Below are 26308 nucleotides of genomic sequence, written 5' to 3' on the forward strand. Positions count from 1 at the left end.
CTTTCCGACGGAGATTTTCATGCCCGACCTGCTGCTGTTCCTTGTGACCTCGATCGCCATCACCCTGGCCCCCGGCCCGGACAACCTGCAAGTGCTGGCGCGTGGCATGGCACAGGGGCGCCGCGCAGGCGTGGTGGCAGCACTCGGGTTTGCCGTCGGCTGCCTGTTCCATACGATGATCGCCGCGGTCGGGCTCGCGGCGGTGCTGCGCTCGTCGCCGCTGGCGTTCCAGCTGATCAAGTACGCCGGCGCGGCTTACCTGATCTGGATCGGCATCCAGGCGCTGCGTGCGAAGGGCGGACTCGCACAGGGCGCCGACGTGGCCGCGGTGCCGCTTGGCAAGGTGTTCCGGCAGAGCGTGCTCGGCAACATGATGAACCCCAAGGTCACGCTGTTCTTCCTCGTGTTCCTGCCGCAGTTCGTGCATGCCGATGCCACGCACCCGGCCTTGCAGTTCGTGCTGCTGGGCCTGGTGTTCATGCTGCAGACGGCCGTGGTGTTCTCGCTGTTCGGCCTGTGCGCGGGCTGGCTCGGCGCATGGCTGCGCAAGCGGCCGACCACGGGGCGCTGGCTTGACCGCGCGGCCGGCGCGATCTTCGTCGGCCTCGGCATCAAGGTGGCGCTTCCCTGAGCGCTGCGCGGGCTTGCTGCCCGCGCCCCTTGGCGTTGCCCCGGTTACATGCGGGGCGCATAATGGCCCATTGACAACAACATGATGACCGGGCGGAGCCTCCGAGCTGTGTTCGTCACCGGTCACACAGGGACGCGCAATGGGCGTACTTCTGCATCTTCTTTCCGGCGTGGCCCTTCTTGTCTGGGGCACGAACATCGTCAAGGTCGGCATCCTGCGCGTCTACGGTGCCAATCTCCGTCACGTACTCTCGACCAGCGTCGCCAACCGGTTCACCGCCTTCCTTGCCGGGCTTGGCGTCACGGGACTCGTCCAGAGCAGCAACGCCACCGCGGTCATCGTCAGTTCTTTCGTCGGACAGGGCCTGATCGCCGTGGCGCCGGCGCTGGCCATCATGCTCGGCGCCAACGTAGGCACCGCTGTCATGGTGCAGGTCTTTTCGCTGGACCTGTCGTGGCTGTCGCCGCTGCTGATCTTTCTCGGCGTGATCCTCCATCTGACCTGGAAGGGCAGCAAGCCCGGCCACGTCGGCCGCGTGCTGATCGGCCTCGGCTTGATCACGCTGGCGCTAGAACTGATTTCGATCGCCACGCGCCCTGTGGTGCAAGCCGCAGGCGTCAAAGTGTTGTTCGGCACGCTGACCGGCGATGCGGCGCTGGACATGCTGATCGGCGCGTTCCTGACCATCCTGTGCTATTCGAGCCTGGCCGTAGTGCTGTTCTGTGGCGCGCTGGCCTCGGCCGGCGTGGTGTCGATCCATGTGGCGCTGGCGCTCGTGCTCGGGGCCAACCTTGGCTCCGGCATTTCGGCATTGCTGACGACCTCGGGCAACAACCAGCCCGGCAAGCGCGTGACGCTCGGCAACCTGCTGTCGCGGCTGCTGGGCTGCGTGGTGGCATTGCCATTCCTTGGCGAGGCGGAGAATTTGCTCGCGCTGATCGACCATGATCCGCAGCGCCTGATCGTCAATTTCCACCTGCTGTTCAATGTCGCGCTCGCGGTGCTGTTGCTCGGCGCCACCGCGCCGCTCGCGCGTCTTTGCGAGGCGGTGCTGCCCGGGCGCAACACCGGCGAAAGCCAGGTTACTCCGCGCCACCTGGACCCCGCCGCGCTGCCCACGCCGACGCTCGCATTGGCCAACGCCGCGCGCGAAGTGCTCCGCATCGGCGATCGCGTCGAACAGATGCTCGACAACCTGCTGCGCGTGCTGCGCACCAACGATGCCAAGCTCGCTGCCGCCACTTGCCGCATCGACAACGAGGTCGACGACCTCTACACCGCGATCAAGCTCTACCTGACCCGCATTAGCCTGGAAGCGCTCGACGAACGTGACGGCCAGCGCTGGACCGAGATCATCTCGCTGACCATCAATCTCGAACATGCGGGCGACATCATCGAACGCGTACTGGTCGATGCCAAGGAAAAGAAGATCGCCCACAACCTGATGTTCTCCGAAGCGGGCATGCAGGAGATTGCCGAGATGCACGCGCGGCTCGTGTCGAACCTGCGGCTCGGCCTGTCGGTGTTTCTCAACGGCGACCTGAAGAGCGCACAGACGCTGATGGCCGAGAAGGCGAACTTCCGCGAACTCGAGCAGAAATACGCGCGCACGCACCTGCAGCGCGTGGCCATCCAGACGGCCGAAAGCGTGGAGACCAGTTCGCTGCACCTCGACGTGATCAGCGAACTGAAGCGCCTGAACTCGTTGTTTTGCGCGACGGCTTATCCGGTGCTCGAACAGGCGGGCGTGCTCAACCGCAGCCGCATGAAGGAAGACGATGCCTCCGGCACGCCGCCCATGCAGCAGTTGAGCACCGCCGCGCGGCAGTGAGCGGCTACAGTTTGTAGCCGAACTTCCTCAGCAACTCGCGCCGTTCGCTGATATCCGCATCCGTCTCGATGCCGAGCGGCGATGCGCCATCTACGACGCCGAGCACGGCGCGGCCGCTATCGGTCTGCGCGACGATGATCTCGGCCGGGTTGGCGGTGGCGCAGTAGATCCGGCAGACCTCGGGCACGGCACGCACTGCGCCAAGCACATTGACGGGAAAGAATCCGTCGCCAAGAAAGATGAAGAAGGAGTGCCCCGCGCCGACCGCGCGGGCGTTTTCACACGCCAGGTCAATCAGCGACTCGTCGGTGCCTGACCAGCGGACCAATCGCTTGCCCGAGGCCTCGCAGAACGCCAGCCCGAAGCGGATGCCGGGCACGGTGCCCACCAGCACCTCATGCAGGTCCTCCACGGTCTTGATGAAGTGCGACTGGCCGAAGATGAAGTTGGTCGCTTCCGGCTTCGTGACCGGTACCGACAGGAGTTCCATGGCGGGCCTCCATGTGTAGGCGGCGACGGCCGTGGTGGCCGTCCTCGCCGTTCATGGTAGGCCGTGCGGCACCGAATGCAAGCCGGCGCCGTTCGGGCTGCTGCGCTCAGGCGCGCTTGAGCAGCGGCGCGAGATATTTCCCCGTAAAACTCGCCTTGCTCTTCGCTACGTCCTCGGGCGTTCCGCGCGCAATTACCTGGCCACCGCCAGCGCCACCTTCGGGCCCCATATCGATCAGCCAGTCCGCGGTCTTGATCACATCAAGGTTGTGCTCGATGATCACCACCGTATTGCCCTGGTCGCGCAGCTTGTGGATGACCTTAAGCAGCAGCTCGATGTCGTGAAAGTGCAGGCCCGTGGTCGGCTCGTCGAGGATGTAGAGCGTGCGGCCGGTGTCGCGCTTCGATAGCTCCAGCGACAGCTTCACGCGCTGCGCCTCGCCGCCCGACAGCGTGGTGGCCGACTGGCCAAGGCGGATATAGCCCAGGCCCACATCCAGCAGCGTCTGCAGCTTGCGGCGCACGACGGGCACCGCGCTGAAGAACTCATGCGCCTGCTCGACGGTCAGGTCCAGCACTTCGGAGATGTTCTTGCCCTTGTACAGGACTTCGAGCGTCTCGCGGTTGTAGCGCTTGCCGTGGCAGACGTCGCAAGGCACGTAGACGTCGGGCAGGAAGTGCATCTCGACCTTGAGCACGCCGTCGCCCTGGCAGGACTCGCAGCGCCCGCCCTTGACGTTGAACGAGAAGCGGCCCGGATCGTAGCCGCGTTCCTTGGCCGACGGCACGCCCGCGAACAGTTCCCGGATCGGCGTGAACAGGCCTGTGTACGTGGCGGGGTTCGAGCGCGGCGTGCGGCCGATCGGGCTCTGGTCGACGTTGATCACCTTGTCGAAATGCTCAAGCCCCTCGATGCGGTCGTGCGCGGCGGGCTCCGGCGTGGAGCCGTACAAGTGACGCGCCACCGCGTGGTAGAGCGTGTCGTTGATCAGCGTGGACTTGCCCGAGCCCGACACGCCGGTGATGCAGGTCAGCAGCCCGACCGGGACCTCCGCCGTGACGTTGCGCAGGTTGTTGCCGCTCGCATTGACGATGCGCAGCAGGCGCTCATCGTCGGGCGCAGCGCGCTTGCCCGGGACTTCAATGCGTCGCTGGCCGGAGAGATACTGCCCCGTCAACGACGCGGGCGAGTCTTCGATCTGCCTTGGCGTGCCCTCGGCCACGATCATGCCGCCGTGCACGCCGGCGCCCGGGCCGATGTCGACCACGTAGTCGCTCGCGCGGATCATGTCCTCGTCATGTTCCACTACCAGCACCGAGTTGCCGATGTCGCGCAGGTGCTTGAGCGTGCCGATCAGGCGGTCGTTGTCGCGCTGGTGCAGGCCGATCGACGGCTCGTCGAGCACGTACATCACGCCTGTCAGGCCGGAGCCAATTTGCGAAGCCAGCCGGATGCGCTGCGCCTCGCCGCCCGACAGCGTATCGGCGCTGCGTTCGAGCGACAGGTAATCGAGACCCACGTTGTTCAGGAAGTTCAGCCGCGCGGTAATTTCCTTGATGATCTTGTCGCCGATTTCACGCTTGGCGCCGTGCATGTCCAGCGTCAGGAAATACGTCAGCGTGTCGCGCAGCGGCCAGCCGTTGATCTCGAAAATGGCGCGAGCCTGATCCTCTTCGCCGATCTTGACGTGGCGTGCCTCGGTGCGCAGCCGCGTGCCTTGGCAGGCGGGGCAGGGCTGGTTGTTCTGGTACTTGGCCAGCTCCTCGCGCACGGCCACCGAATCGGTCTCGCGGTAGCGGCGTTCGAGGTTCGGGATGATCCCTTCGAACACGTGCTCGCGCACCGTGGTGCGGCCGCGTTCGTTCATATAGGTGAACGGAATCTCGACTTCGCCCGAGCCGTGCAGCACCACTTGCTGGACGTTGGCCGGCAGGTCTTCGAACGCGGTCTCGGTGTCGAAGTCGTAGTAGGCCGCCAGGCTCTGCAGCATCTGGAAGTAGAACTGGTTGCGCCGGTCCCAGCCCTTGATCGCACCAGAGGCGAGCGACAGATTCGGGAAGGCCACCACACGCTTCGGATCGAAAAACGTGATCTGGCCCAGGCCGTCGCAGCTCGGGCACGCGCCCATCGGATTGTTGAACGAGAACAGGCGCGGTTCCAGTTCCTGCAGCGAGTACGAGCAGATCGGGCACGCGAAGCGCGAGCTGAACATGTGCTCCTTGCCGCTGTCGAGTTCCAGCGCGACGGCGCGGCCATCGGCCAGGCGCAGCGCGGTCTCGAACGATTCGGCCAGACGCTGCTTGATGTCCGCGCGAACCTTGACGCGGTCGACCACGACTTCGATGGTGTGCTTTTCCGTCTTCTTCAGCTTGGGCAGCGCATCGACTTCATAGACCTTGGCCTCGGCTTCATGCGCGGTGCCGCCGCCCGAGCGGATGCGGAAACGCACGAAACCCTGCGCCTGCATGGTGTCGAACAGGTCGGAGTGCTCGCCCTTGCGGTCGGCCACCACCGGCGCCAGGATCATCAGCTTGGTGTCTTCGGGCAGCGCCAGCGCGGCGTCCACCATCTGCGAGACGCTCTGTGCCTGCAGCGGCAGGTTGTGGTCGGGGCAGTAGGGCGTGCCGGCGCGCGCGTACAGCAGGCGCAGGTAGTCGTGGATCTCGGTCACCGTGCCGACGGTCGAGCGCGGGTTGTGGCTGGTGGCCTTCTGCTCGATCGAGATGGCCGGCGAGAGGCCCTCGATCAGGTCCACGTCCGGCTTTTCCATCAGTTGCAGGAACTGGCGCGCGTAGGCCGAGAGCGATTCCACGTACCGGCGCTGGCCTTCGGCGTAGAGGGTATCGAACGCCAGCGACGACTTGCCCGAGCCCGACAGGCCCGTGATCACGATCAGCCGGTTGCGCGGCAGGTCGAGATTGATGTTCTTGAGGTTGTGGGTGCGCGCCCCACGGATCTTGATTTCTTCCATATGCCGAAAAGTCGTCGCCGGGCAGGCCGCCGGTCGGCGCGAGGCGCATGGACAGGTCGGTCTAACGGAAATCCCAAACTGAAATGCAGTGCTTCATGCGCCATCCTTAGGCCGCATGGTCAGGCCGGGTGACCCGGAAAGCGCGAAGAAGCAAACCTGTTAATATACCGAACTTCGGTTTCCCGGGTTGCCTGCGCCAGGAGCGCACTGAAGCAAACCGGGCCAAAGGGCCGATTGCCGCGCTTGCCTGGTCGCCCGGGATGGCAACTTCCGCCCCGGATGCCGATCGAAACAGCCATTGCCGTCTGCGCCGGCAGCCCGCCTGACCCATTCCACGATCGCCATGTCGCCGATCCCCTCTTCTTCCCCAGATGCAGCCGTTGCCGGCGAATCCAAGACCGTGCCGCAACGCGAGCGCATGACGCGCACCGAGTTGCGAGCGAGCCTCTCGCTGGCCAGCATTTTTGCGCTGCGCATGCTGGGCCTGTTCCTGATCCTGCCGGTCTTCGCCGAGTACGCACGCGCGCTGCCCGACGGCCATGACGCCCAGCGCGTCGGCCTGGCCATGGGCATCTACGGCCTGATGCAGGCTTTCCTGCACATCCCGCTCGGGTGGCTGTCGGACCGCATTGGCCGCAAGCCGGTCATGGTGGCCGGGCTGCTGCTGTTCGTAGCCGGCGGCCTGGTGGCCGCGTTCTCCGATACGCTGGTGGGCATCACCGTGGGCCGCGCGTTGCAGGGTACCGGCGCGATCTCCGCCGCCATTACCGCCTGCATCGCAGATCTCACGCGCGAGCGCCATCGCACCAAGGCCATGGCCATGGTCGGCGGCAGCATCGGCCTGACTTTTGCGCTGTCGCTCGTGATCGCCTCGCCGCTGCTGCATGCCATCGGCATGCCGGGCATCTTCGCGCTGATGTCGGTACTGGGCCTCGTGGCAATCGGCGTGACGCTGTTCGTGGTGCCTAGCCCGCCGCCGCCGCATCCGGTGCGCTTGCCGTTCCGCCAGGTGCTGCTCAATCCCGACCTGATCCGTCTGAACGTCGGCGTGCTTGCGCTGCACGCCTCGCAGGTCGCCATGTTCATGGTGGTGCCGGCCATGCTGTCCGACGCCGGCATGCCGTTGGATCAGCACTGGAAGGTCTACCTGCCGGTAGTGCTGGTGTCATTCGTACTGATGCTCGGGCCAATGATGGCTGCGGAGCGCTATGGCCGCGTGCGCCCCGTACTGCTCGGTGCCGTGGGCCTGATGACGGCAGTGCAGCTGCTGTTCGCCGCTGTGCACGGGCTGTGGCCCATCGTGGGTGTGCTTCTGCTTTTCTTTGTAGCCTTCAACGTGCTGGAGGCGATGCAGCCTTCGCTGGTCTCGCGCTATGCAGCTGCTTCGCGCGGCGCGGCGCTCGGCGTGTACAACACCACGCAGGCGATGGGCCTGTTCCTGGGCGGCGTGGTGGGCGGCTGGCTGCTCAAGCATGAAGGCCGCAGCGCTGTTTTTGTGGGGTGCGCGGTGGTACTTCTGGTCTGGCTTATAATCGCCTGGAGCATGAAACCGCCGCCGGCCAGGGGGCAATCCAGTGTCCCGTCCACGGCCTGAAATTGCGCCAGCCGCATCACTTTGCAACAGATCCCGGCCGGATATGGCCTAGCATGACCGCGCTTCCCGACTTGTCTGGCCGGGGGCGCGTTATTCGTTTACGTTGTCGCTTTTGCAGTCGTCACCCATGCGGTAGCCGCACCTGCAGCAATCCGGTTCAAACTACTACTTACTGAGCAATGCCACGCTTTTCAGTGCAGCGCGTGGCTTTTGGAGAACATTCATGGCATCGATCAACAAAGTCATTCTCGTCGGGAATCTCGGCGCGGACCCGGAAACCCGCTACATGCCGAGCGGCGACGCAGTGACCAACCTGCGCCTGGCGACAACCGACCGCTACAAGGACAAGCAGTCCGGCGAGATGAAGGAAGCCACTGAGTGGCACCGCGTCGCGATGTTCGGCAAGCTGGCCGAAATCGCCGCCCAGTACCTGCGCAAGGGTTCGTCGGTCTACATCGAAGGGAAGATCCGCACCCGCAAGTGGCAGGACCAGAGCGGTCAGGACAAGTACAGCACCGAAATCGTTGCTGACCAGATGCAGATGCTGGGCGGACGCCAGGGCGCCGGCGGTGGCGGTGATGAAGGCGGCTACGGCGGCGGTGGCGGCGGTGGTGGCTACAACCGCGAATCGTCGGGTGGCGGTTATGGCGGTGGCCGCGGCCAAGGCGGTGGCGGTGGCGGTGGCGGTGGTCAGGGCGGTGGCCAGCAGGGCGGCGCACGCCGTCAGCAGCAGGCGCCGTCGAACGGGTTTGAGGATATGGATGACGATATTCCGTTCTGAGTTTGGTCGAACGGATATTGGTATGGAAGAACCCCGCCTGGTGCGGGGTTTTTCTTTTTGTGGGCCTCGCAGGGTTGACTCTTCGACAGGTTGTCGGCAGGTCGGGCGGGCGGGAGGCTGGCTGACGAGCCCTTTTGCTGGCGATCCTCTCCGCGCAGAAGGCAAAAAAAACAAAAGCCCCCCGCGTTCTCGCAGGGGGCTGTCAAAACTACTGATTTTCCAGCTTACGGACGACCCACCGAGATGTTGTAGAACACATTGCTCGGATTGACGCTGACGGCCACGCTGATGCCGGAGTTGGCCAGGTTCATCGACACCGCCTCGTTGATGCCCGTTGCCGGTGCGCGATAACGCAGGCCGACGGACGGCACGCCGTTCTGCCACGTATCGATGCGGCCCGTGGTGTTCTGACGCGTATAGGTGTTCGCCGCCGTATCGACTGCCGTCACGGTGTGGGAGCCGTCTTCGATATTGGTCACGCCGCTTGCGTTCAGCGTGGCATCCCAATAGCTGCTGACGGACCCGACTGCCGGCAGCGCGAAGGCCTTCGGCCGCGTGGCGAGCATGAAGCCGGCGCCGTGAACGATGACGATCGCCAGTTGGCCATCGACGCCCTTGAAGGCAAATGCGCGGGCCGTTCCCGACGGATCGGAGATATTGAAGCCACCGTCGGCATTCGTCGCTGCCGAAGGCAGTTCGGCTGCCGGCCACTGGTCGCAGCTGCTCAGGCTGCAATCCGCGCCGCTGGTGAACTTGCCGGTGCTGTCCATGCGGAATTTGACCAGGCCCGTGCCGTAGTACGGGCTGTTGTCGTCGCGTTCGAAAGCGAGCGCGTTCCAGTCACCGGCGAGTTCGCTCAGGGGGATGGTCTGGTCGGGGATCACGAGGCTGGACGCACCGGCACGGCGCTCGAGTGCAATGCCCGACTTCGAGACCAGCATCCGCGCGTTGTCATTGCCGAAGCGGCAGGCCTGGCTGTCGTTTGCCTGGAATTGCTCGACCGCGCTCGTGGAATCATTCGTGCGCGTCAGCTTGACCGCATCGACCGTGAAACGCTGGACGGTATTGCCGGTGAGATCGACCTTCTGCACCTTGCCGCTGCGGAACGCTGCGCACGTTGTCGAAGCCGGTTGCAGGATGGTCTGCACGCCGCTGGCCGAGCCCGTGTTTGACGCCACCGCGCTCGACAGATCGGCGATGGAGGTTTGCGATGCCTTCAGCGTTTCGCCAAGGGTGTCGAGCTTCTGGTCCAGCGCGTTGCCCGGCGTATTGCCGTGCGCGGCAACCAGAGTGTCTTTCAGCGGGTCGATGCCGCCCAGGTCGATCGTGCCGGTCAAGATGAGCTTGACGTTGTCGAGTGCCGTGGAGACGCCGTCGGTGGTCAGCTTCGCCTGGGCCTGCTCGTCGAAGCTGGCAAAGAATTCTTCGGTGCTCTTGCCGGCGATCGAGGCGGTGATCAGCTCGGTCAGCGGCGTGATGTTAGCCGTTGCGGTGGTGCCGGAGCCGGCTTCGACCACCGAGTGGAGGGTGGTGCCGTCAGGCGTGGAAACGCTCAGCACGCACGGGCGCTTTGCGTTCGGAATATCGATCGTGAAGGTGCCGTCGGCAGCCGTGGTGGCGCTGCCGCTGCCCGAGGCGCACTTGGCCTGCACGGTGGCGTTGGCGAGCGCCGCGCCTACTGCCGCCGTGCCCGCGATCTTGGTGGTGGGTGTCGCAGGCGCGGACGACTGAGAGTCGGAGCCGCCGCCGCAAGCGCTCAGAGCGGCTGCGGCAAGCGTGGACACAAGCAGTTTGATTTTCATGGTTGTTTTCTTCCCCCCGTTATAGGAATGCTGCGTACTGATGCTTCGGCCGGAACATATGAATCCGTGATGGAAGCGGGGGCGATACTACAAATTTTCAAAATGCCGGTCGTCACCAATTTTGGTGATAGACATCCGATACATTTGCGCGGAAACAACGGTGTGGTACTGCGATCAGCGCAGCGCGCAGAACACGCGTGGGTGAAACCCTTCTTAAGAAGGGGAATGTCATCAATCGCCGCACCGATGGACACGGGCGACGCCGCTTCAACCCTTCTGCCCGAGCCCTTCCACCATGCTCTGCACCGCTGTCGCAAAGGGGCGGCGCGCCATCGGTTGGCGATCGATCAGCACACCCTTCAACTTTCGAAATGGCACGTCCGGTCATCTGGCCGCAAACTGCTCATATCGATGGCCGGTGTCTGCATGCGCGCGTGCCGCTCCAGCAGGGTGGCCAGGTGCTGATTGCCATGCAGACCGTGGCGGAGTCGGGCTATCCCGGGTTCGATCTGACGACATGGTTCATGCTCACTGGTCCCGCCGGCTTCGATGCGCCCGCGCTCGCTTGCTCTCAAGAGCCCTCCACCCAAACGGGTCACGAATCCAAAGAAATCGGCAGATCGCCATGAAAAACCTCTAAGTACGCGTTTTTGCCGACCGGTTCGATAATGCCTGCGTTCCCGCCAGACGAAGAGGCCTGATGCGGCAAAGCAGGACAACGTCATGGCGATCCCGCTCAGATGGCAGGAGATTCCATGCAGCGCTGCTCGCGGTTCAGATCATGCACCTGTGCACCGCCGTTCCGGCTTCGTCCGCTGTGGGCGGCCATCAATCGAAGCGCGATCATCAGTCCACATCTTTCCATCCGCGCTTCCATCATCCTTGCCGCGCACGCCGGCACGCTGCTTTTCATCGCGATGGACGACGCCCATGGCCAGGCCTGCGGCACGCTCTCCGGGCTTCGCACGGCCGGCGCGGTTTGCGCGCCCGCAGCGGGCACGGCTGCGATCGTCACGACGACCGACGGGACAACCATCGACAACGCATCCCTCGCAAGCATCCGTGCGACTGGAACCCAGGCTAACGCTTCGGTATCGATCACCGGCACCAGCATCACCAACCGCGCCACGACAGCGGTCAGCGGTGTGCAGGCGCAGGTCAATGGCGGCACCGGCTCTGCAACCGTTACGTTCGCCGGTGGCACCAGCAACATCACGATGGCAGGCAGCGGTACGCTCGACGGCGTTGCGGTGTTGAACAACACATCCGGCCAGTCGAGCATTCTCGTCAATGCCGGCACCACGCTGAACATCGACAACCCACTGTCGGGCAACGACCGCGACGGCCTGGACATCAACGCATCCGGGGGCGGCGACGCCACCATCGTCCATCAGGGCGCGGGGACGATCTCCACCGCGGGCGGAAGCGGCCTCAGGGCCCGCACCAGCGGCGCCGGGAATGTCACGGTGCAGGCCGCCGGCGGGATCACACTGAATGTCGACAACACCAACGGCGTTGCCGACCCGGACGACCCCGGCGTGGAGGCGGGGCCGGCCAACCATGCGGGGATTCACGCGAAGGCTTCGGGAAGCGGTGCCATCAACGTCGATACCGCGGCGATGGTCCGTGCCATTGCCACCAACGCGTTCGGCATCCTTACCGAGGGCAGCAGCGGCGCCACGCTGGTTCACAACAGCGGCGCGCTGACCTCGGACGGTCTGAACGGCTTCGGTATCCGGTCGACGGCGACCACCGGCAGCATCGAGATCCGCAACGAAGGTGCTATTACAACGACAGGTCCGGCGGCGCACGGGATCTACGCGAACAGCAGTTCGGGCGCCATTACGGTCGACAACCGGGCGCCGATCGCCGTGGGCAGCACAGCAAACGCAGATGGCTCGCGCGGCATCAACATCATCGCGCGCGGTGCCGGCGCGGTGAACGTCACCGGTACCGGCGATATCACGGTGCAGGGCAATGTGCAGTCGCAACGCGGGTCCGGCATCATCATCAGCGCCGAGCAAGGGGACATCTCCGTCGCGTACAGCGGTGGCATCTCCGTGCGTGGCTTCGGCGCCGGCGGCATACGTGCGGACACAGCCGGCGGCAATGTCTCGGTGAACTACACAGGCAACCGCATCGAGACATTCCACTCCAATGCCAACGGCATCTATGCCACGGCAAGGTCGGCCACCGGCACGGTGGACATCGCGGCACAGGGCACCATCGTCACGCACTCGGACAACGGCTCGGGTGACGGCAGCGGTGTCGCCTCGTTTGGCCTGCAGGGCGTCAGCCAAGGGGGCAATGTGCGCGTATCGTTCGCCGGCCCGACAATCGATGTCAACGGTTCTGGCGCGGCGATCCTGGCGGCCAATGCTTACGATGGCACGGGACTGGGCACGGTGACCGTGGACAACGGCGGCGCGTTGATCGCTCGCGGCGACCGTCAGCAGGGCATCCATACGCGCTCGCTCACCGGCGAGCAGACCATCACCAATACCGCTGCTATACAGACTTCAGGGCCGACCGCCAGCCAGGCCATTCTTGCCGAGGGCACGGGCGCCGCAGCGATTCACATCGTCAACAGCGGCGCATTGACCGCGTCAGGCAACAATGCATCCGGCATTGATGCGCAGACGGCCGGCGGTACGGTCGACATCCGCAACAGTCAGACCATCGCAGCCGGATGGGGGTCGAGTGCAGGCATACAGACCGCCGGAGCGTCGCAGACCATCGACAATACCTCTGCAGTCGGCGCGCTGAGCGATGTCGCGATACGCGCCGATGCGAACGGATCGGCTGGAACCCTGCTATTGAGCAACAGTGGGCAGATTACCGGGACAGTCACGGCAGCAAGCTCCGCCGTCACGATGACCAATGGCGGCACCTGGAACCTGCGCGCATTCAGTGACTCGACTGGCACCGGTACGCGCGACAGGTGGGCCGTGGCGGTCAGCAACCTCGGGACGAACGCTGCGAACAGCATCGTGAACAGCGGCAGCGTCGTGCTGGCCGCGCAGCCGGGCGCTACGCTGCTTTCACCCGCCGCGGCCACTGTCAGCTTCGACGCGGCCGGCGCCTACCTGCCGTTCGGGCAGGCTGCCAATGCACCCACGCAGGGTGGGGCGGTGCAGGGCCAGATACTCGGCGTGCGCACTTTCACGAACGGCGGCGTGCTTGACCTCACGGGCGGGGCCCGTGTGGCGGGCAATGTGCTGGTCATCACGGGCGGGCAGACTGCCGGTCAGGACGGCGCTGGCGTGTTCATTTCCAACGGCGGCGTGCTGAAGCTCAACACGGTACTGAATGAAGGCGCTGCGAACAGCAAGTCAGATGTCCTCGTGGTCGATGCGACGAGCACCGGCGCCGGCGGGCCTACGCGCCTGCGCATCAACAATGTCGGCGGAGCCGGTGCGGTGACTCAGGGCAACGGGATCGGCGTGGTCGAGGTCCTGAACACGGCGCCGGGCGCGTCGGCCCCGAACGCGTTTACGCTCGACGGGCGCGCGGTGGCTGGTGCGTATGAATACCGGCTGTTCCAGGGCGGTGTCGACGGTAGCCAGGCTGGCTCCTGGTATCTGCGATCGATGCAAATGCCGCCGCCCGCGCCGCCGACGCCGCCAGAGCCGCTGTTTCGCCCTGAAGTGGCGGCGTATCTTGCCAACCAGCGCCTGACAGGGCAGATGTTCGTGCACAGCCTGCATGACCGGCTTGGCGAGCCACAATATGTCGAGGGGCAGGGCTTCGATCCCGCCGGCGACAAGCCGCGCTCCGGCTGGCTGCGCGTGGTTGGAAAATGGGAAGGCAGCCGGAGTGCGGATGGCGTCTTCAAGACCAGCACCGACTCCTTTCTGCTGCATGGTGGTACCGAACTCGCCAGATGGAATGTGTTCGGCGAATCGGACCGCGGCCACCTCGGGCTGATGGGCAGCTATGGCATGGCCGATTCCGACGCGAGCGCGCAAGGCAACCCGTTCTCCGCACGCGGCAAGGTGGAAGGATGGAGCATCGGCGCCTACGGCACGTGGTACCAGAACGATGAGAAGAAACTTGGCACCTATGTCGATTCCTGGCTTCAGTACGGATGGTTCACGAACCGGGTAGAGGGCGACCTGCTGCCGACCGTGCGCTACCACGCGCGTGGCTGGGCTGCCTCGGGCGAGGTCGGCTACGCCACGCCGCTGCGCAATGACTGGATCCTCGAACCACAGGGACAGGTGATCTACGTCGGCTACAACGAAGATGACATCACGGAACAGAACGGCACGCAGATCGGCGGCGCCGATTCACACGGCTGGATCACGCGGCTGGGCGCGCGGGTGCATCGGACCTACGTTCGCGAGGATGCTCGCAAATGGCAGCCGTACATGACGCTCAACTGGTGGCACACGAGCGTGAGCAGCAGTATCCGGTTCAATGATTTGCCGGTCGGGAGTTTGTACCCGAGCAACCGCTACGAGCTGAAGCTCGGTGTCAATGCGGATCTTGGCAAGCGCTGGACCGGGTGGAGCAATGTGTCCGGGGCTTGGGGCGCGCAGAGTTTTTATCAATATGCGGTGCGGGTTGGGGTGAAGTACACGTGGTAGCGGACGTTCGGGCTGGCTGGTAGTGGCCTGGATATCGTGCCTTCTGCCAGCACGGCGCCTCTACTGACACCATCATTCGCACTAACGGCCGAGATGATGGGCCAGTCGCAGCAGACCAAATTCCGGCAGGTCAGCTTCAGCGGCACGACGCAGGCCATCCAGGCTGTCGTGAAGGGCGACATTCCGGTCTATGTCGATGGCTTCGCGCCGCTGGTACTGACGCCATGGCCGAGTGCTGGCTTCGCTGCTTCCGCGGGGCGGCCGGTGGCGCTTTCGTCCTCCATGTCGGGTCATCTACGTGTTTTCCCCGGTGTCTCCCGGTGCTCCGTGTAAGAAGCAGGTAAGGGGCGGGCTTTACCTTATGTGCACGGTCCGGAGCTGAGACCACCAGCGATCGGCAATCCCGTAGCACGATTGGCAGGAGACACAAATGAATGAAGAACTGGTCGCAAGACTGAAAGCGAACCCGCGGTACCGCGAGCTCGTGCACAAGCGCTCGCGCCTTGGATGGACGCTGACGGCGGTGATGCTCGTGATCTATTACGGATACGTGCTGCTGATCGCCTTCGACAAGGAAGTCCTTGCCGCCAAGGTCGGCGCCGGCGTGATGACGTGGGGCATGCCGATCGGGCTGTTCGTGATTCTCTTCACCGTGGCCATCACCGGCTTCTATGTGCGTCACGCCAATCGCGCGTATGACGAGCTGACCGAACAGATCAAGCGGGAGGTCGCATGAAAGCGAACCATGCCTTCATTGCCGGCAGCGCGCTGCTGCTTTCCACCGCCGCGCTGGCCGCGGGCGGAGACCTCGGGCAGGCCGTCCGGCAGCCGACCAACTGGACTGCCATCGGCATGTTCGTGGTATTCGTGATCGGCACGCTGTTCATTACCAAGTGGGCCGCAAAGCGAACCACCTCCGCAGCGACCTTCTATACAGGCGGTGGCGGCATCACGGGCTTCCAGAACGGCCTGGCCATCGCAGGCGATTTCATGTCCGCGGCCTCGTTCCTCGGCATCTCCGCGGCGGTCTATGCCAATGGCTATGACGGGCTGATCTATTCAATCGGCTTCCTGGTCGGCTGGCCCGTCATCACGTTCCTGATGGCCGAACGCCTGCGCAATCTGGGCCGCTTCACGTTTGCCGACGTCGCGGCGTACCGATTCAAGCAGGGACCGATCCGCGCATTCGCCGCATCGGGCACGCTTGTCGTGGTGGCGTTCTACCTGATCGCACAGATGGTCGGTGCGGGCCAGCTCATCAAGCTGCTGTTCGGCCTGGAATACTGGATCGCGGTGGTGATCGTCGGCGCGCTGATGATGGTGTACGTGCTGTTCGGCGGCATGACGGCCACGACGTGGGTGCAGATCATCAAGGCGTGCCTGCTGCTCGGCGGCGCGACGTTCATGGCGTTCATGGTGCTGGCGCAGTACCACTTCAGCCCCGAGGCGCTGTTCGCGAAGGCGGTCGAGGTCCACGCCAAGAAGGAATCGATCATGAGTCCGGGCAACTTCATCAAGGACCCGATCTCGGCAATCTCGTTCGGCATCGCGCTGATGTTCGGCACGGCGGGCCTGCCGCACATCCTGATGCGCTTCTTCACCGTGCCCAACGCAAAGGAAGCGCGCAAGTCGGTGTTCTGGGCAACCACATGGATCGGCTACTTCTACATCCTGACTTTCATCATCGGCTTCGGCGCGATCGTGCTTGTCAGCACCAACCCGAGCTTCCAGGACGGCAGCGGCAAGCTGCTCGGCGGCGTCAACATGGCGGCGGTGCACCTGGCCAGCGCGGTCGGCGGCAATGTGTTCCTTGGCTTTATCTCGGCCGTGGCGTTCGCGACGATCCTTGCTGTGGTAGCGGGCCTGACGCTCGCCGGCGCATCGGCGGTCTCGCATGACCTCTATGCCACGGTGTTCAAGCACGGCAAGGCGACCAGCTCGATGGAGCTGCGCGTATCGCGCATCACGACCATCATCCTCGGCATGGTTGCGGTGGTGCTCGGCATCGTGTTTGAAAAGCAGAACATCGCGTTCATGGTGTCGCTCGCGTTCGCTGTGGCAGCGTCGGCCAACTTCCCGGTGCTGTTCATGTCGGTGCTGTGGAAGGGCTGCACCACGCGCGGCGCGACCATCGGCGGCTTCCTTGGCCTGCTGTCGGCGGTGGTGCTCACCGTGCTGTCGCAAGCCGTGTGGGTCGACGTGTTCCACTTCAAGGACGCGCCGTTCCCGTACACCTCTCCGGCGCTGTTCTCGATGACGATCGGCTTTGTCGGCATCTGGATCTTCTCGCTGACCGACAAGTCCGCACGCGCACGCCTCGACATGGCAGGTTTCGAGGCGCAGGAGCTGCGTTCGGAGACCGGCATTGGCGCCGTGCAGGGGGCAAGCCACTGACAGCGGAATCATGACGCTATCAGACACGCCCGGCTTGCGAGCCGGGCGTTTTTGTTCGAGCGGTTGCTGGTACGTCGACGTTCTTGTTATTGGGCTGGTCTGGCGCTGCGTACTTGCTGCCAGAAGCGATCGCGCTTGTACTGTGCATCGCGCGACACTGTCGATGGCAGGAACCTCGGCCCGACACTGGGCGGCTGGATCGCGGTGACGTAGAGCGCCTCCCTGACAGCAGGCGGGATATCGCTCGGATCGCGGCTGAAGCCGAAGATGATGCAGCCAAGGTCATTGTCATAGAACCGGCTGCGCGACCACATGTTTAGCGTCGTGAGCTTTCTGCCGGGAACAGACACGTAGAACTGCTGGCCGCCGAGATCGCGGCGGTCCCAGAGCGCAATCGATTTGCCGTCGTCCATGACCAGCGATACCGCGGTTGGAATACTGCCGGCTCGGATCGATGCGCCCGCGATGTTGAATGTCTTGCCGTCCGTGGACCGCGGAATGCTGATCGTTTTTTGCTCCACGCCACTCACTCGATCCGCGATGATGCCGGTGCGGTCCTGCCGGTTGCCGCCCCACACCTTCGGCCCGCTCCCGGCCGGATAGCTGACGTCGACGATCCGGGGCGTGAAGTTGAACAGCTCGATATAGATTTCGGAGATGTTGGCGGCGGGCAGGCTGAACGGTGTCGCGACGGCACCGGCCCAGGCGCGGCACGTGGCATCCCAGTCATCCGCCGTGCCATAGGCGGCGCTGAACACATCGGGAAACGGGATGGTCTTTACCTGACCGGGGTTCCGGATCGGGTCCAGGGCGTTCAGCAGCAGCATGTAGTCGCCGAACAGGACCTGCTTCTTCTGCGAAAAGGATTGCCAGTAGTTGTAGATGGCGGTGTAGTGCTTGCCCGGGCTCGTGGGCGCGGCCGGTGCCAGCCGGTCCTGCTCCTTCCTGACGACGGCGTCCAGATAGGCGTGGTACTCGTTGATCGTATCGCTCGCGAGCCTGACATAGCCCTCGTAGGTCGCGGTGTTCCATCCCCAGTCCCTGCCATGCAGCACGCAGTCGCGCAGCAGCACGGCATGCAGCTGGGAGAAGATGGCGAACAACGGGGCCAGTACCCATTGGAAATCCGGGTTGCGGAATTCCGATGCCGCCAGCGTCATCTGGGTGTTGGTGGCGATGAACTGCATACGCATGTTTGATGTGTCGCCGGTCGCCGCCGCGTTCAGGTACAGCTTCAGCGTGTTGCCAATGCCGTCGAGCTTGCTCTTCAGCAAGCTGTAGACCGCGTCATTGATCTTCTGCTGGATCAGGGCTTCGACCTTCTGCCTGATTTCCTCCCAGACGTCCGCAGGTTCAACCGGCCAAAGTAGTCCGACCAGCGCGGACACGGCGCCGCCGACGACAGGGACCTCCGCAAGCACGACCTCGAGGATGGTCTTCAAGTCTTCCATCGGATCGGCGATGGGCAGTTTCCCGAGGGCGCCATCTGCGTGCGCCGGGAAAGCGGGGCCCATTGCCATCAGGGCGGCGGAAGGGATGGATCTGAGTAAGTCGCGTCGAGTCAGCATTCGGAATTCTCCATGGATGTCCACGAGCACTAGGCATCGTTCGTAGGGCGACAGGGCTCGCGGAGTTACGAATTTCGGACGCTACTCAAACAGAAGGCGGCAACTGATGATCTGGCTCAATGAATACCCGTTTGCGCTGGTGCGGCGGGGCGTCTACTGGAATTGCAGACCAGGATGATTCAGAAATGGACCATTCGCACATGGATTTCCGTGAAATCTCGCTCAGATTCTGCACGAAAAAAACCACCATCGGTTCTCAAGCTACTTTGCTTGGAGATTCTGATGTCATACGGAATTTTCTTATTGATATCTGGAAGATTCTGAAGGCGGATTCGGGGAATGATGAATCTATCTTCTTGGATCGAAACGAATAATTCCCATTGCTCTGCAAGGTGCGGAGCAAAAAGAAATGAAACAACGGACTAATGGGAATTTTTTCAGGGAGATATCTTTATGAGAAGTCATAAGAACGGGAGCTGCGGTTCCGGGCACATTTTGATCAGCGGCTTATCCCGGGTTTCGAAAGGACTGGTTGCCGTATCGACGCTGGCGTTTGGCATGGCGGAGTCGAATGCCAGCGTGGTCATCGACAATTATCAGTTTTCGGGTGGGGGCACGATCTGTTCAAAAATTGAACCGGGTCAGGTGGCGATGGGTGCCGACGGCGGCAGCGGTTGCGTGGCTCCTGAGTGGGGGCCGGGGCCGTCCAGCGCTGGAAATCCGGGGCAAAACATCGTTATGTACCCGAACATAAACATTAACGGTGAGGTGGATTCCCTATCGATTGGTGGCTACCTCGATGTCTGGAAGGCTGCAACCTTCTTTGACGGCGTGAACATGCAAGGCACGAGAATCAGCATGCTTGGCGCGGGCACCGGCGACCAGGACGCCGTCAACGTGAGCCAGCTCAAGGGCGGACTCGCGGCGCTCGGCGGCGGAGCGGGTGTTGCCGCCGATGGCTCGGTCATCGCGCCGAGCTACACGCTCGGCGGCGGCACGTTCAATGACGTCGGTTCTGCACTGAGCAATCTTGACGGACGCATCACCAGCATGGGGCAACAGGGTGGTGGTGGCGCTTCGGAGAATGCCTATTTCCACGCGGACGGCAAGCTCGATGGCAGCGATGCCGCGGTGGTCGCCGCCGGCACACTGGGCGTAGCGGCCGGTGCTAACGCGCAGGCACAGGCCACCAACAGCGTCGCGATCGGTGCGAACGCGCAGGCGATGGCCAGTGACTCCGCGGCGCTTGGCGCAAATGCGCAGGCAACGGCCCAGGGCAGCGTGGCGATCGGCACCAATTCGGTAGCGGACCGCGCCAATACGGTGTCGGTGGGCGCGGCCGGCGCCGAGCGCCAGATCACGAACGTGGCGGCCGCGACGAAAGACACCGATGCGGTCAACCTTGGGCAACTGCGCGATTACGCCAGCGAGGCCGGCCGGCAGGCCGTCAGCCAGGCCAACAGCTACACCGACCAACGCGTCGACGCCCTGAGCCGCGAAGCTCACGCGGGCACGGCGGCCGCCATGGCCATGGCCGGACTGCCGCAGGCGACCATTCCGGGCAAGAGCATGATTGCCCTTGGCGGTGCGACTTACCGTGGCCAGAGCGGTCTGGCGATCGGTGCCTCGGTGATGTCGCCGGGCGGTCGCTGGGTGTACAAGCTGACCGGCAGCACCGCGCGCAATACGTATGGCGCGAGCCTTGCCGCCGGATTCCACTGGTAAGCCATCGGCGCTCCGCGCAACGTGCGGGGGCGTCTGCTATCTTGGATCGAGGATCAGCAACGTCCCGCCGTCGGCATGCAACGCGGGTGCTGGCACCGGGCGCACCGACGGCGCCTGGGGTCACTTCCCTGCACAGCGCGGGCCCGGACGAGCCTGCGCTGTGGGATGGAGCCAACGATGAAGCCGCAACCGTTCGCAGTGACTCCCGACGCGCAGGCGCGCGCGCTCAATGTGGTAGGTGAAAAGATTACGGTGCTGGCGCCGAATACCGCCACCCAAGGGTATGAGGTGTTCCTGCAGCAGGGCGAAGAGGGCAGCGGACCGCCGCCGCACAGCCACGACTGGGACGAGTCGTTCTACATCACGCGCGGCACGATCGACATCGGTTACGACGACCAGGTCATCACGGCCACGGCCGGCACGTTCGTGCATGTGCCGGCGGGCACTGTGCATCACTTCCGCTTCGGTGCGGGCGGTGGCGAGATGATTTCCGTCACGAGCCACAATGGTCGGGCATCGCGTCTCTTCACCCGGCTCGACGAGGAAATCCCGCCGGGTCCCCCTGATATCGAGAAACTGCTTGCCGTGGCGCAGGAGTGTGGGGTGACGGTTGCCGCAGGCGAGCCTCCTCCGGCCTGACCGCCGATCGAACCTTCCTGCATGGCGAGCTACCGGCTCGACGCGTTGAACCACCCCTGGTAATAATCGCTGCAACGCCAAACTTCAGGGGTGGTGCATGTCGCCTGTCCTGGCATTCAAGCTGGTACTGCTGTCACTGATCGCCATCATCGCGCTGGAGTTGCTGGCGGCAAAGCTGCGGCTGCCGCCGGCGGCGGCCTTTCTGGTCGGTGGCATTGCCATGGCATTCGTGCCGGGCCTGCCGGCGGTCGAGCTCAGTCCGGACCTGGTGTTGCTGGTCTTCCTGCCGCCGCTGCTGACGGACGGCGCGTACTTTTCAGTGTGGGACGAGTTCCGGCGCAATCTCAGCGGCATCCTGATGCTGGCGATCGGAGCCGTGTTGTTCACGACGCTGGTCGTTGGCGTGGCCGTCCACATGGTGGTTCCGGGCCTGCCGTGGGCGGCGTGCTTTGCGCTCGGCGCGATCGTGTCGCCGCCCGACGCCGTCGCGGCCAAGGCCGTGCTCGAGCGGGTCGCGCTGCCGCGGCGGCTCATGACCTTGCTGGAGGGCGAAAGCCTGCTCAATGACGCAACCGGGCTGGTGCTCTACCGCTTCGCCGTCGCGGCCGCGCTGACCGGTGCGTTCAGCCTCGAACATGCCACCGTGGATTTCTTCGTGCTCGCACTGGGCGGGGTTGCCGTGGGGATCGCCATCGGCTTTGCGCTGGTGCGCGTGCTGCGGCGGCTGGCCGACGAATATCTTCTGATCACCGCAGCCATACTGTCCTCCTGGGTCAGCTACATCGTCGGCGAATGGCTGGAAGTCTCCGGCGTCATCGCGACGGTGACCACCGGCATGATCCTTGGCTGGCACCAGCACCAGGTGTTCTCGGCGTCGACAAGAATCCGTGGCACGGCGTTCTGGCAGGTCATGGTGTTCCTGCTCGAGGCGCTGGTGTTCATACTGATCGGGCTATCGCTGCGCGGCGTGATTGCGCGGCACGGTGGCACCGCTGATGTGATGGCGTCGCTGGCCCTGCCGGTTGGCATGGTGATCGTCTCGGTCGTGCTCTCGCGCTTCGCATGGGTGTTCGGGTCGGAGGCGCTGAAGTCGGCGTGGCAGCGCGTGGTACGCCGTCAGGCTCGCGCGGACTGGCGTTCGGCCACCATCGTCAGCTGGGCCGGGATGCGCGGCGTCGTGACCCTCGCCATTGCGCTGGCGCTTCCGGAGCAGATGCCGGGCCGCGACCTGATCCTCGTCGCATCGTTCGCGGTGATCCTCGTCACCGTGCTGTTGCAGGGCACGACCATTGGGCCGCTGATCCGCCTGCTGGATATCCGGCGCATCGAAGATGCCTCGGGCCGTAAACTGACCGAAGCGCAGGCATGGGCCCGTCTCGAAGCGGTGCAGCGCGATGCGATCCGCCCGCTGGTGTTCGACGCAGACGGTGCGCTGCGGCATCCGCGGCTATGGGAACAGGTCAACTACCGCGCGCAGATTACCGAGAGTTTCAAGGACAACATCATTCCCGACGAAGAGCGCACTTCCCACTATGGTGTGATCCTGGCGGGCCTTGCCGCAGCGCGGGAGGAGTTGCTGCGGATGCATCGTGCGGGGCAGCTTCATGACGAACTGCTGCGTCATCTTGAATACGATCTGGATCTGCAGGAGATCGCGGCGTTGCATGGGAGTGCAGGCGTGGGGGCGGATTGAAGCGCCCGGCCCACAGCTGCCCCACAGCTGCTCCCGTCACCGACCCGCTTCGCCACTACCGCGAAATTCGGACGGACTGACGCCATTGGCCCGGCGAAAGGCCCGGCTGAAATTGGCGACATCGGTGAACCCGAGGCGGTAAGCGATCTGCGAAACCGGCAGCTCCCCTTCGAGCAGCAAGCTCCGCGCGCGGCGATTGCGCACCGTAATGGCGAGGTCGCGGAAGCTGCTTTCCTCCTTCTTCAGGTAACGGTCCAGCGTGCGCGCCGAAATGCCGAGCAGGCCGGCAAGTTCTTCCAGCGTAGGCTGGCTGTCCTCCGCTTCGTTCAGCATCATGACCACCCACTCGGCCCAGTTGCCCTGCTCGCTGTGGCGTTGCAGCAGAGCACGGCATCGTTCCTCGGCCATGCGGACCGCATGCACGTCGGCCATCGGCAGCGCCGCGTCCAGGCTCCACGTGTCGGCCACCATGCGGATTTCGGGCAGCGGCGATGCGGCGAAGTGCACGCGCGCGGGCGCCAGTTCGCGATAACGTGCCGCGTGCGGTGGCGGCTCCATCGACAGGTAAATGTCGTAGACCGATGAGGGGTTCTGCAACAGCGACTTGCATTGCAGATGCGTCGAAACGGCAATCGCCTCCTGAAGCAGGTTCAGCGTTGCACTGGCCATCGGCAGCGCCGGCCGGAAGATGACCTCGGCGTGATCGCCAGTGCGCTGATAACTCATCCTGAACATTGGCGTCAGCAGCTTGTAGTAGCGCGAACACAGCCGCAGCAACTGGTCCAGGGTGGGGCAGGAAAGCATGGCATACCCCAGGATGTCGTGCGAATTCAGCTTGAGGCGGCGACCCCACTCGAAGCCGATGTCGGTCCGCCCGGTCAGGCGCAGCGCTTCTGCCAGCAAGCCATCGATCTGCTGGGTAGTGAGCCCGAAATCCGTTTCCCTGAACCGGTCGGGATCAATGCCGGCCGCGCTCGCCAGTTCGTGCAGCGAAGTGCCGGCGGACTTCAGGCAGTCGGCCATCAGCAGAAAATAGCGGGCCGGAATCAGGGGGCGGATGGCGGCTTTCATGTTCGAAAGGAGGGGGCACAACGGGGCACTGGTCATTGTCTGAAAATGATAGATCGCTGTCTGGAAATGACAAGTCCGGAGGCGGGCCGGCTCGCCAGAATGGGTACCTGCCAAAGCCGAATCCGTCTCGGAGCCGGCGACATAACAGGAGACAGTCCATGTTGTTCGAATCCATCAACACCGGTTGCCTGGACGGCAACGACACCCCGTGGATGCCCTTTGCGCCGTACAGCAACGACGTGATGGTCAAGTACTTCAAGATCGATCCGGTACGCGGCGAAACCATTACGCTGCTGAAGGCGCCCGCCGGCATGGAAATGCCGCGCCATCATCACACCGGTACGGTGATCGTCTACACCGTTCAGGGAAGCTGGCGCTACAAGGAGCACGACTGGGTCGCGCATGCGGGCAGTGTCGTCTACGAGACGGCTTCCACGCGGCACACGCCGCAGTCGGCTTATGCCGAAGGCCCCGACATCATCACGTTCAACATCGTGGCCGGTGAACTGCTATACCTCGACGACAAGGACAACATCATCGCGGTCGAAAACTGGAAGACCTCGATGGATCGCTACCTCAACTACTGCAAGGCCCACGGTATCAGGCCCAAGGACTTGTCTACGTTCGAAGGCTGATCTGCGGGAACAATCCGTACTGGAAACGCATCAGGCATTGGCCGTTCGCGAATTGAGTCGCAACGCCATGGAAAAAACGAGGAGGAGACATGATTGCATGGGCTCGCAAACAAGGGCTTCGGCGCATTCTGGTCGCGCTGCTTGGCACAGCCGTGGTTCAGGCAAGCGCTGGCGCGGCTTCGCCCAGCGCCACCGATGTACAGAAGATCGCCACGGAGGCTTATATCTATGCCTATCCGATGGTGCTGATGGAAGTCACGCGCCGCGTTTCCACGAACGTCGATGCGTCGGATCCCAAGGGCGGAATCCGCGCGCCGATCAACCAGTTCGCGCATGTCGCGGAGTTCCCTGACGAGAAGTTCGACACGGTGGTTCGCCCGAATGCAGACACCCTGTACTCGGCGCTCTGGTTCGACGTCACGCGCGAGCCGCTGATCCTCACCGTGCCGGATTCCGGTGGCCGCTACTATCTGCTGCCGGTGCTCGACATGTGGACGGACGTCTTTACCTCTCCCGGTACGCGCACCACGGGCAACGGTTCGCAGCAGATCGCCATTGTGGGGCCGCGCTGGCATGGCAAGCTGCCGGCGGGTGTGACTCCGTATGTCTCGCCGACCGCCGTGGGCTGGATGATCGGCCGCACGCAGACCAACGGCGTTGCCGACTATGCCGCCGTGCATAAGTTTCAGGCCGGCCTCAGGGCCACGCCGCTCAGCGCCTGGGGAAAGCCGGGATACGCGCCGCCCGCGGGCAGGAAGAATCCACAGCAGGACATGGGCGCGCCGGTGGAGCAGGTGGCAAAGATGGACGCCGCGAGCTACTTCGCGATGTTCGCCGAGCTGATGAAGAACAATCCGCCGCACGCAAACGACTATCCAATGCTTGATCGCATCGCCCATGTGGGGCTGGTGCCCGGTCAAGCCTTCAACCTGAACCGACAGGCGCCGGAAGTGCAGGCCGCGCTGCGGGACGCCCCGGCCACCGCGCGCAAGCAGATTGCCGAAGCGCTGCCCCGGGCCGGTGTCGTGAGCAACGGCTGGCGGACGATCGGCAATCCGATTGGCACCTACGGTACCGACTACCTCCGGCGCGCGATGATCGCCTTCGTAGGGCTGGGGGCGAACACGGTCGAGGATGCCATCTATCCCATTGCGATGACAGATGTCGATGGCAAGCCCTTCGACAGTGGCGCGAAGTACGTGATCCACTTCGACAAGGAACGGCTGCCGCCTGCGCGCGCCTTCTGGTCGCTGACGATGTACAACGATCGCCAGTTTTTCACGGCCAATCCGATCAACCGCTTCGCCATCGGCGATCGCGATCCGCTCAAGTACAACGCCGATGGCTCGCTCGATCTGGTCATCCAGCGCGACCCGCCCAAGGGTGGTGAATCCAACTGGCTGCCCGCGCCGGCCGCAGGCAACTTCACGATGAATCTGCGGCTGTACCTGCCCAAGCCCGAGGCGCTGGACGGTACGTGGAAGCCGCCGGTGGTCAGCCGTGTGGAGGCTGGTCTCTGAAAGCCGGGCGGTAATCTTTCCCGGCAAACGCCGCATTGGCGCCGACGCGGTCGCTATCCATTCGCGACCGCTGCTTCCGCCAGCTCGCGCGCCACGCGTTCCACGCATGCCATCGCTTTCTGCGCCATTGGCGAAGGCGCGCGTCCGGTCAGGCTCACAATACCGGGCGGTTCGGCATACGCGTCGCTGTGGCTGTTCGACCGAAGTGGGTGGTCGGATGCCTTCATCGCATGCGGGGCGGTGAAGCTTCAGTCCAAGCCAATGTTGTGAGAAGCTCTGGTCTCAGGCGCTCACGGTGGCAAGGAACCGGTTGGGCATACGCCGGGCAGGCATCGCAGTGAAAGACAGGGCCTTGCTGCCTGAATGCAACCATT

General features: G+C 64.0%; 20 protein-coding genes. 15 read left to right on the forward strand and 5 right to left on the reverse strand.

The window, feature by feature from the left end:
- The first annotated feature begins 19 nt into the window (after positions 1–19).
- Both K2O51_RS14300 and K2O51_RS14305 read left to right on the forward strand, forming a co-directional pair.
- Entirely contained in the window at positions 20–631 is a 612-nt protein-coding gene (locus K2O51_RS14300) for a LysE family translocator (protein ID WP_011296554.1), read from the forward strand.
- 139 nt (positions 632–770) lie between these two features.
- Complete coding sequence (locus K2O51_RS14305; protein ID WP_011296555.1) at positions 771–2462, forward strand: Na/Pi cotransporter family protein; 1692 nt, start codon at positions 771–773, stop codon at positions 2460–2462.
- Positions 2463–2466: 4 nt separating this feature from the next.
- Here K2O51_RS14305 and K2O51_RS14310 read toward each other — a convergent pair whose 3' ends face one another.
- Positions 2467–2952, reverse strand: a complete 486-nt coding sequence (locus K2O51_RS14310; RefSeq protein WP_011296556.1) for an adenosine-specific kinase — start codon at positions 2950–2952, stop codon at positions 2467–2469.
- Between the two features lie 106 nt (positions 2953–3058).
- The gene (gene uvrA / locus K2O51_RS14315) at positions 3059–5923 is read right to left on the reverse strand and encodes an excinuclease ABC subunit UvrA (RefSeq protein ID WP_011296557.1); all 2865 of its coding nucleotides are present in this window, start codon (positions 5921–5923) and stop codon (positions 3059–3061) included.
- Between the two features lie 343 nt (positions 5924–6266).
- Between uvrA and K2O51_RS14320 the strand changes: the two genes are divergently transcribed.
- Both K2O51_RS14320 and K2O51_RS14325 read left to right on the forward strand, forming a co-directional pair.
- On the forward strand, positions 6267–7517 hold the full coding sequence (locus K2O51_RS14320) for an MFS transporter (protein ID WP_220631251.1): 1251 nt from the start codon (positions 6267–6269) through the stop codon (positions 7515–7517).
- Between the two features lie 223 nt (positions 7518–7740).
- The gene (locus tag K2O51_RS14325) at positions 7741–8298 is read left to right on the forward strand and encodes a single-stranded DNA-binding protein (protein WP_140949317.1); all 558 of its coding nucleotides are present in this window, start codon (positions 7741–7743) and stop codon (positions 8296–8298) included.
- A gap of 224 nt (positions 8299–8522) precedes the next feature.
- On the opposite strand, the gene K2O51_RS14330 is transcribed toward K2O51_RS14325, so the two are convergent.
- Positions 8523–10100: a hypothetical protein gene (locus tag K2O51_RS14330; protein WP_140949316.1), complete on the reverse strand. Its 1578-nt coding sequence runs from the start codon at positions 10098–10100 to the stop codon at positions 8523–8525.
- Positions 10101–10297: 197 nt separating this feature from the next.
- On the opposite strand from K2O51_RS14330, the gene K2O51_RS14335 reads away from it, so the two are divergent.
- The 5 genes from K2O51_RS14335 (at position 10298) to K2O51_RS14355 (ending at position 17083) form a co-directional block, all read left to right on the forward strand.
- Positions 10298–10729 carry a type 2 periplasmic-binding domain-containing protein gene (locus K2O51_RS14335; protein WP_011296561.1) on the forward strand — a complete coding sequence of 144 codons (432 nt, stop codon included), beginning with the start codon at positions 10298–10300 and terminating at the stop codon, positions 10727–10729.
- 126 nt (positions 10730–10855) lie between these two features.
- Positions 10856–14689 (forward strand): autotransporter outer membrane beta-barrel domain-containing protein, encoded by a 3834-nt coding sequence (locus tag K2O51_RS14340; protein ID WP_140949315.1) that lies wholly within the window; start codon positions 10856–10858, stop codon positions 14687–14689.
- Positions 14690–14725: 36 nt separating this feature from the next.
- Complete coding sequence (locus K2O51_RS35190) at positions 14726–15022, forward strand: hypothetical protein (protein ID WP_245001907.1); 297 nt, start codon at positions 14726–14728, stop codon at positions 15020–15022.
- A 97-nt stretch (positions 15023–15119) separates the two neighbouring features.
- The gene (locus tag K2O51_RS14350) at positions 15120–15425 is read left to right on the forward strand and encodes a DUF485 domain-containing protein (RefSeq protein WP_140949314.1); all 306 of its coding nucleotides are present in this window, start codon (positions 15120–15122) and stop codon (positions 15423–15425) included.
- Entirely contained in the window at positions 15422–17083 is a 1662-nt protein-coding gene (locus K2O51_RS14355; RefSeq protein WP_140949313.1) for a cation acetate symporter, read from the forward strand. The genes K2O51_RS14350 and K2O51_RS14355 overlap by 4 nt, the downstream gene beginning before the upstream one ends.
- Positions 17084–17169: 86 nt before the next feature.
- Here the strand turns inward: K2O51_RS14355 and K2O51_RS14360 are convergent, their stop codons facing one another.
- The gene (locus K2O51_RS14360; RefSeq protein WP_245001908.1) at positions 17170–18534 is read right to left on the reverse strand and encodes an insecticidal delta-endotoxin Cry8Ea1 family protein; all 1365 of its coding nucleotides are present in this window, start codon (positions 18532–18534) and stop codon (positions 17170–17172) included.
- A gap of 236 nt (positions 18535–18770) precedes the next feature.
- Between K2O51_RS14360 and K2O51_RS14365 the strand changes: the two genes are divergently transcribed.
- The 4 genes from K2O51_RS14365 to K2O51_RS14380 all read left to right on the forward strand — a co-directional run bounded on the left by K2O51_RS14365 (position 18771) and on the right by K2O51_RS14380 (position 22708).
- Positions 18771–19025: a hypothetical protein gene (locus K2O51_RS14365; RefSeq protein WP_220631253.1), complete on the forward strand. Its 255-nt coding sequence runs from the start codon at positions 18771–18773 to the stop codon at positions 19023–19025.
- Positions 19026–19419: 394 nt separating this feature from the next.
- On the forward strand, positions 19420–20376 hold the full coding sequence (locus tag K2O51_RS14370; protein ID WP_220631254.1) for a YadA family autotransporter adhesin: 957 nt from the start codon (positions 19420–19422) through the stop codon (positions 20374–20376).
- Between the two features lie 177 nt (positions 20377–20553).
- Positions 20554–21015 (forward strand): cupin domain-containing protein, encoded by a 462-nt coding sequence (locus K2O51_RS14375; protein ID WP_011296568.1) that lies wholly within the window; start codon positions 20554–20556, stop codon positions 21013–21015.
- A 97-nt stretch (positions 21016–21112) separates the two neighbouring features.
- Positions 21113–22708 carry a Na+/H+ antiporter gene (locus K2O51_RS14380; RefSeq protein WP_011296569.1) on the forward strand — a complete coding sequence of 532 codons (1596 nt, stop codon included), beginning with the start codon at positions 21113–21115 and terminating at the stop codon, positions 22706–22708.
- 36 nt (positions 22709–22744) lie between these two features.
- On the opposite strand, the gene K2O51_RS14385 is transcribed toward K2O51_RS14380, so the two are convergent.
- On the reverse strand, positions 22745–23779 hold the full coding sequence (locus K2O51_RS14385; RefSeq protein ID WP_011296570.1) for an AraC family transcriptional regulator: 1035 nt from the start codon (positions 23777–23779) through the stop codon (positions 22745–22747).
- Between the two features lie 158 nt (positions 23780–23937).
- Between K2O51_RS14385 and K2O51_RS14390 the strand changes: the two genes are divergently transcribed.
- Together K2O51_RS14390 and K2O51_RS14395 are read left to right on the forward strand one after the other, a co-directional pair.
- Positions 23938–24414, forward strand: a complete 477-nt coding sequence (locus K2O51_RS14390; protein WP_011296571.1) for a 2,4'-dihydroxyacetophenone dioxygenase family protein — start codon at positions 23938–23940, stop codon at positions 24412–24414.
- A gap of 89 nt (positions 24415–24503) precedes the next feature.
- Positions 24504–25934 (forward strand): DUF1254 domain-containing protein, encoded by a 1431-nt coding sequence (locus K2O51_RS14395; RefSeq protein WP_220631255.1) that lies wholly within the window; start codon positions 24504–24506, stop codon positions 25932–25934.
- Positions 25935–26308 lie beyond the last annotated feature (374 nt).

It is taken from the genome of Cupriavidus pinatubonensis, from assembly GCF_019602855.1.
Classification (GTDB): Bacteria; Pseudomonadota; Gammaproteobacteria; order Burkholderiales; family Burkholderiaceae; genus Cupriavidus; species Cupriavidus pinatubonensis.

What these genes read in the sequence shown, in the direction of transcription:
- K2O51_RS14300 (WP_011296554.1), top strand. Translation starts at nt 20, where the DNA reads ATGCCCGACCTGCTGCTGTTCCTTGTGACCTCGATCGCCATCACCCTG.
- K2O51_RS14305 (WP_011296555.1), top strand. Translation starts at nt 771, where the DNA reads ATGGGCGTACTTCTGCATCTTCTTTCCGGCGTGGCCCTTCTTGTCTGG.
- K2O51_RS14310 (WP_011296556.1), bottom strand. Translation starts at nt 2,952, where the DNA reads ATGGAACTCCTGTCGGTACCGGTCACGAAGCCGGAAGCGACCAACTTC.
- uvrA (WP_011296557.1), bottom strand. Translation starts at nt 5,923, where the DNA reads ATGGAAGAAATCAAGATCCGTGGGGCGCGCACCCACAACCTCAAGAAC.
- K2O51_RS14320 (WP_220631251.1), top strand. Translation starts at nt 6,267, where the DNA reads ATGTCGCCGATCCCCTCTTCTTCCCCAGATGCAGCCGTTGCCGGCGAA.
- K2O51_RS14325 (WP_140949317.1), top strand. Translation starts at nt 7,741, where the DNA reads ATGGCATCGATCAACAAAGTCATTCTCGTCGGGAATCTCGGCGCGGAC.
- K2O51_RS14330 (WP_140949316.1), bottom strand. Translation starts at nt 10,100, where the DNA reads ATGAAAATCAAACTGCTTGTGTCCACGCTTGCCGCAGCCGCTCTGAGC.
- K2O51_RS14340 (WP_140949315.1), top strand. Translation starts at nt 10,856, where the DNA reads ATGCAGCGCTGCTCGCGGTTCAGATCATGCACCTGTGCACCGCCGTTC.
- K2O51_RS14350 (WP_140949314.1), top strand. Translation starts at nt 15,120, where the DNA reads ATGAATGAAGAACTGGTCGCAAGACTGAAAGCGAACCCGCGGTACCGC.
- K2O51_RS14355 (WP_140949313.1), top strand. Translation starts at nt 15,422, where the DNA reads ATGAAAGCGAACCATGCCTTCATTGCCGGCAGCGCGCTGCTGCTTTCC.
- K2O51_RS14360 (WP_245001908.1), bottom strand. Translation starts at nt 18,534, where the DNA reads ATGGAAGACTTGAAGACCATCCTCGAGGTCGTGCTTGCGGAGGTCCCT.
- K2O51_RS14365 (WP_220631253.1), top strand. Translation starts at nt 18,771, where the DNA reads ATGAATACCCGTTTGCGCTGGTGCGGCGGGGCGTCTACTGGAATTGCA.
- K2O51_RS14375 (WP_011296568.1), top strand. Translation starts at nt 20,554, where the DNA reads ATGAAGCCGCAACCGTTCGCAGTGACTCCCGACGCGCAGGCGCGCGCG.
- K2O51_RS14380 (WP_011296569.1), top strand. Translation starts at nt 21,113, where the DNA reads ATGTCGCCTGTCCTGGCATTCAAGCTGGTACTGCTGTCACTGATCGCC.
- K2O51_RS14385 (WP_011296570.1), bottom strand. Translation starts at nt 23,779, where the DNA reads ATGAAAGCCGCCATCCGCCCCCTGATTCCGGCCCGCTATTTTCTGCTG.
- K2O51_RS14390 (WP_011296571.1), top strand. Translation starts at nt 23,938, where the DNA reads ATGTTGTTCGAATCCATCAACACCGGTTGCCTGGACGGCAACGACACC.
- K2O51_RS14395 (WP_220631255.1), top strand. Translation starts at nt 24,504, where the DNA reads ATGATTGCATGGGCTCGCAAACAAGGGCTTCGGCGCATTCTGGTCGCG.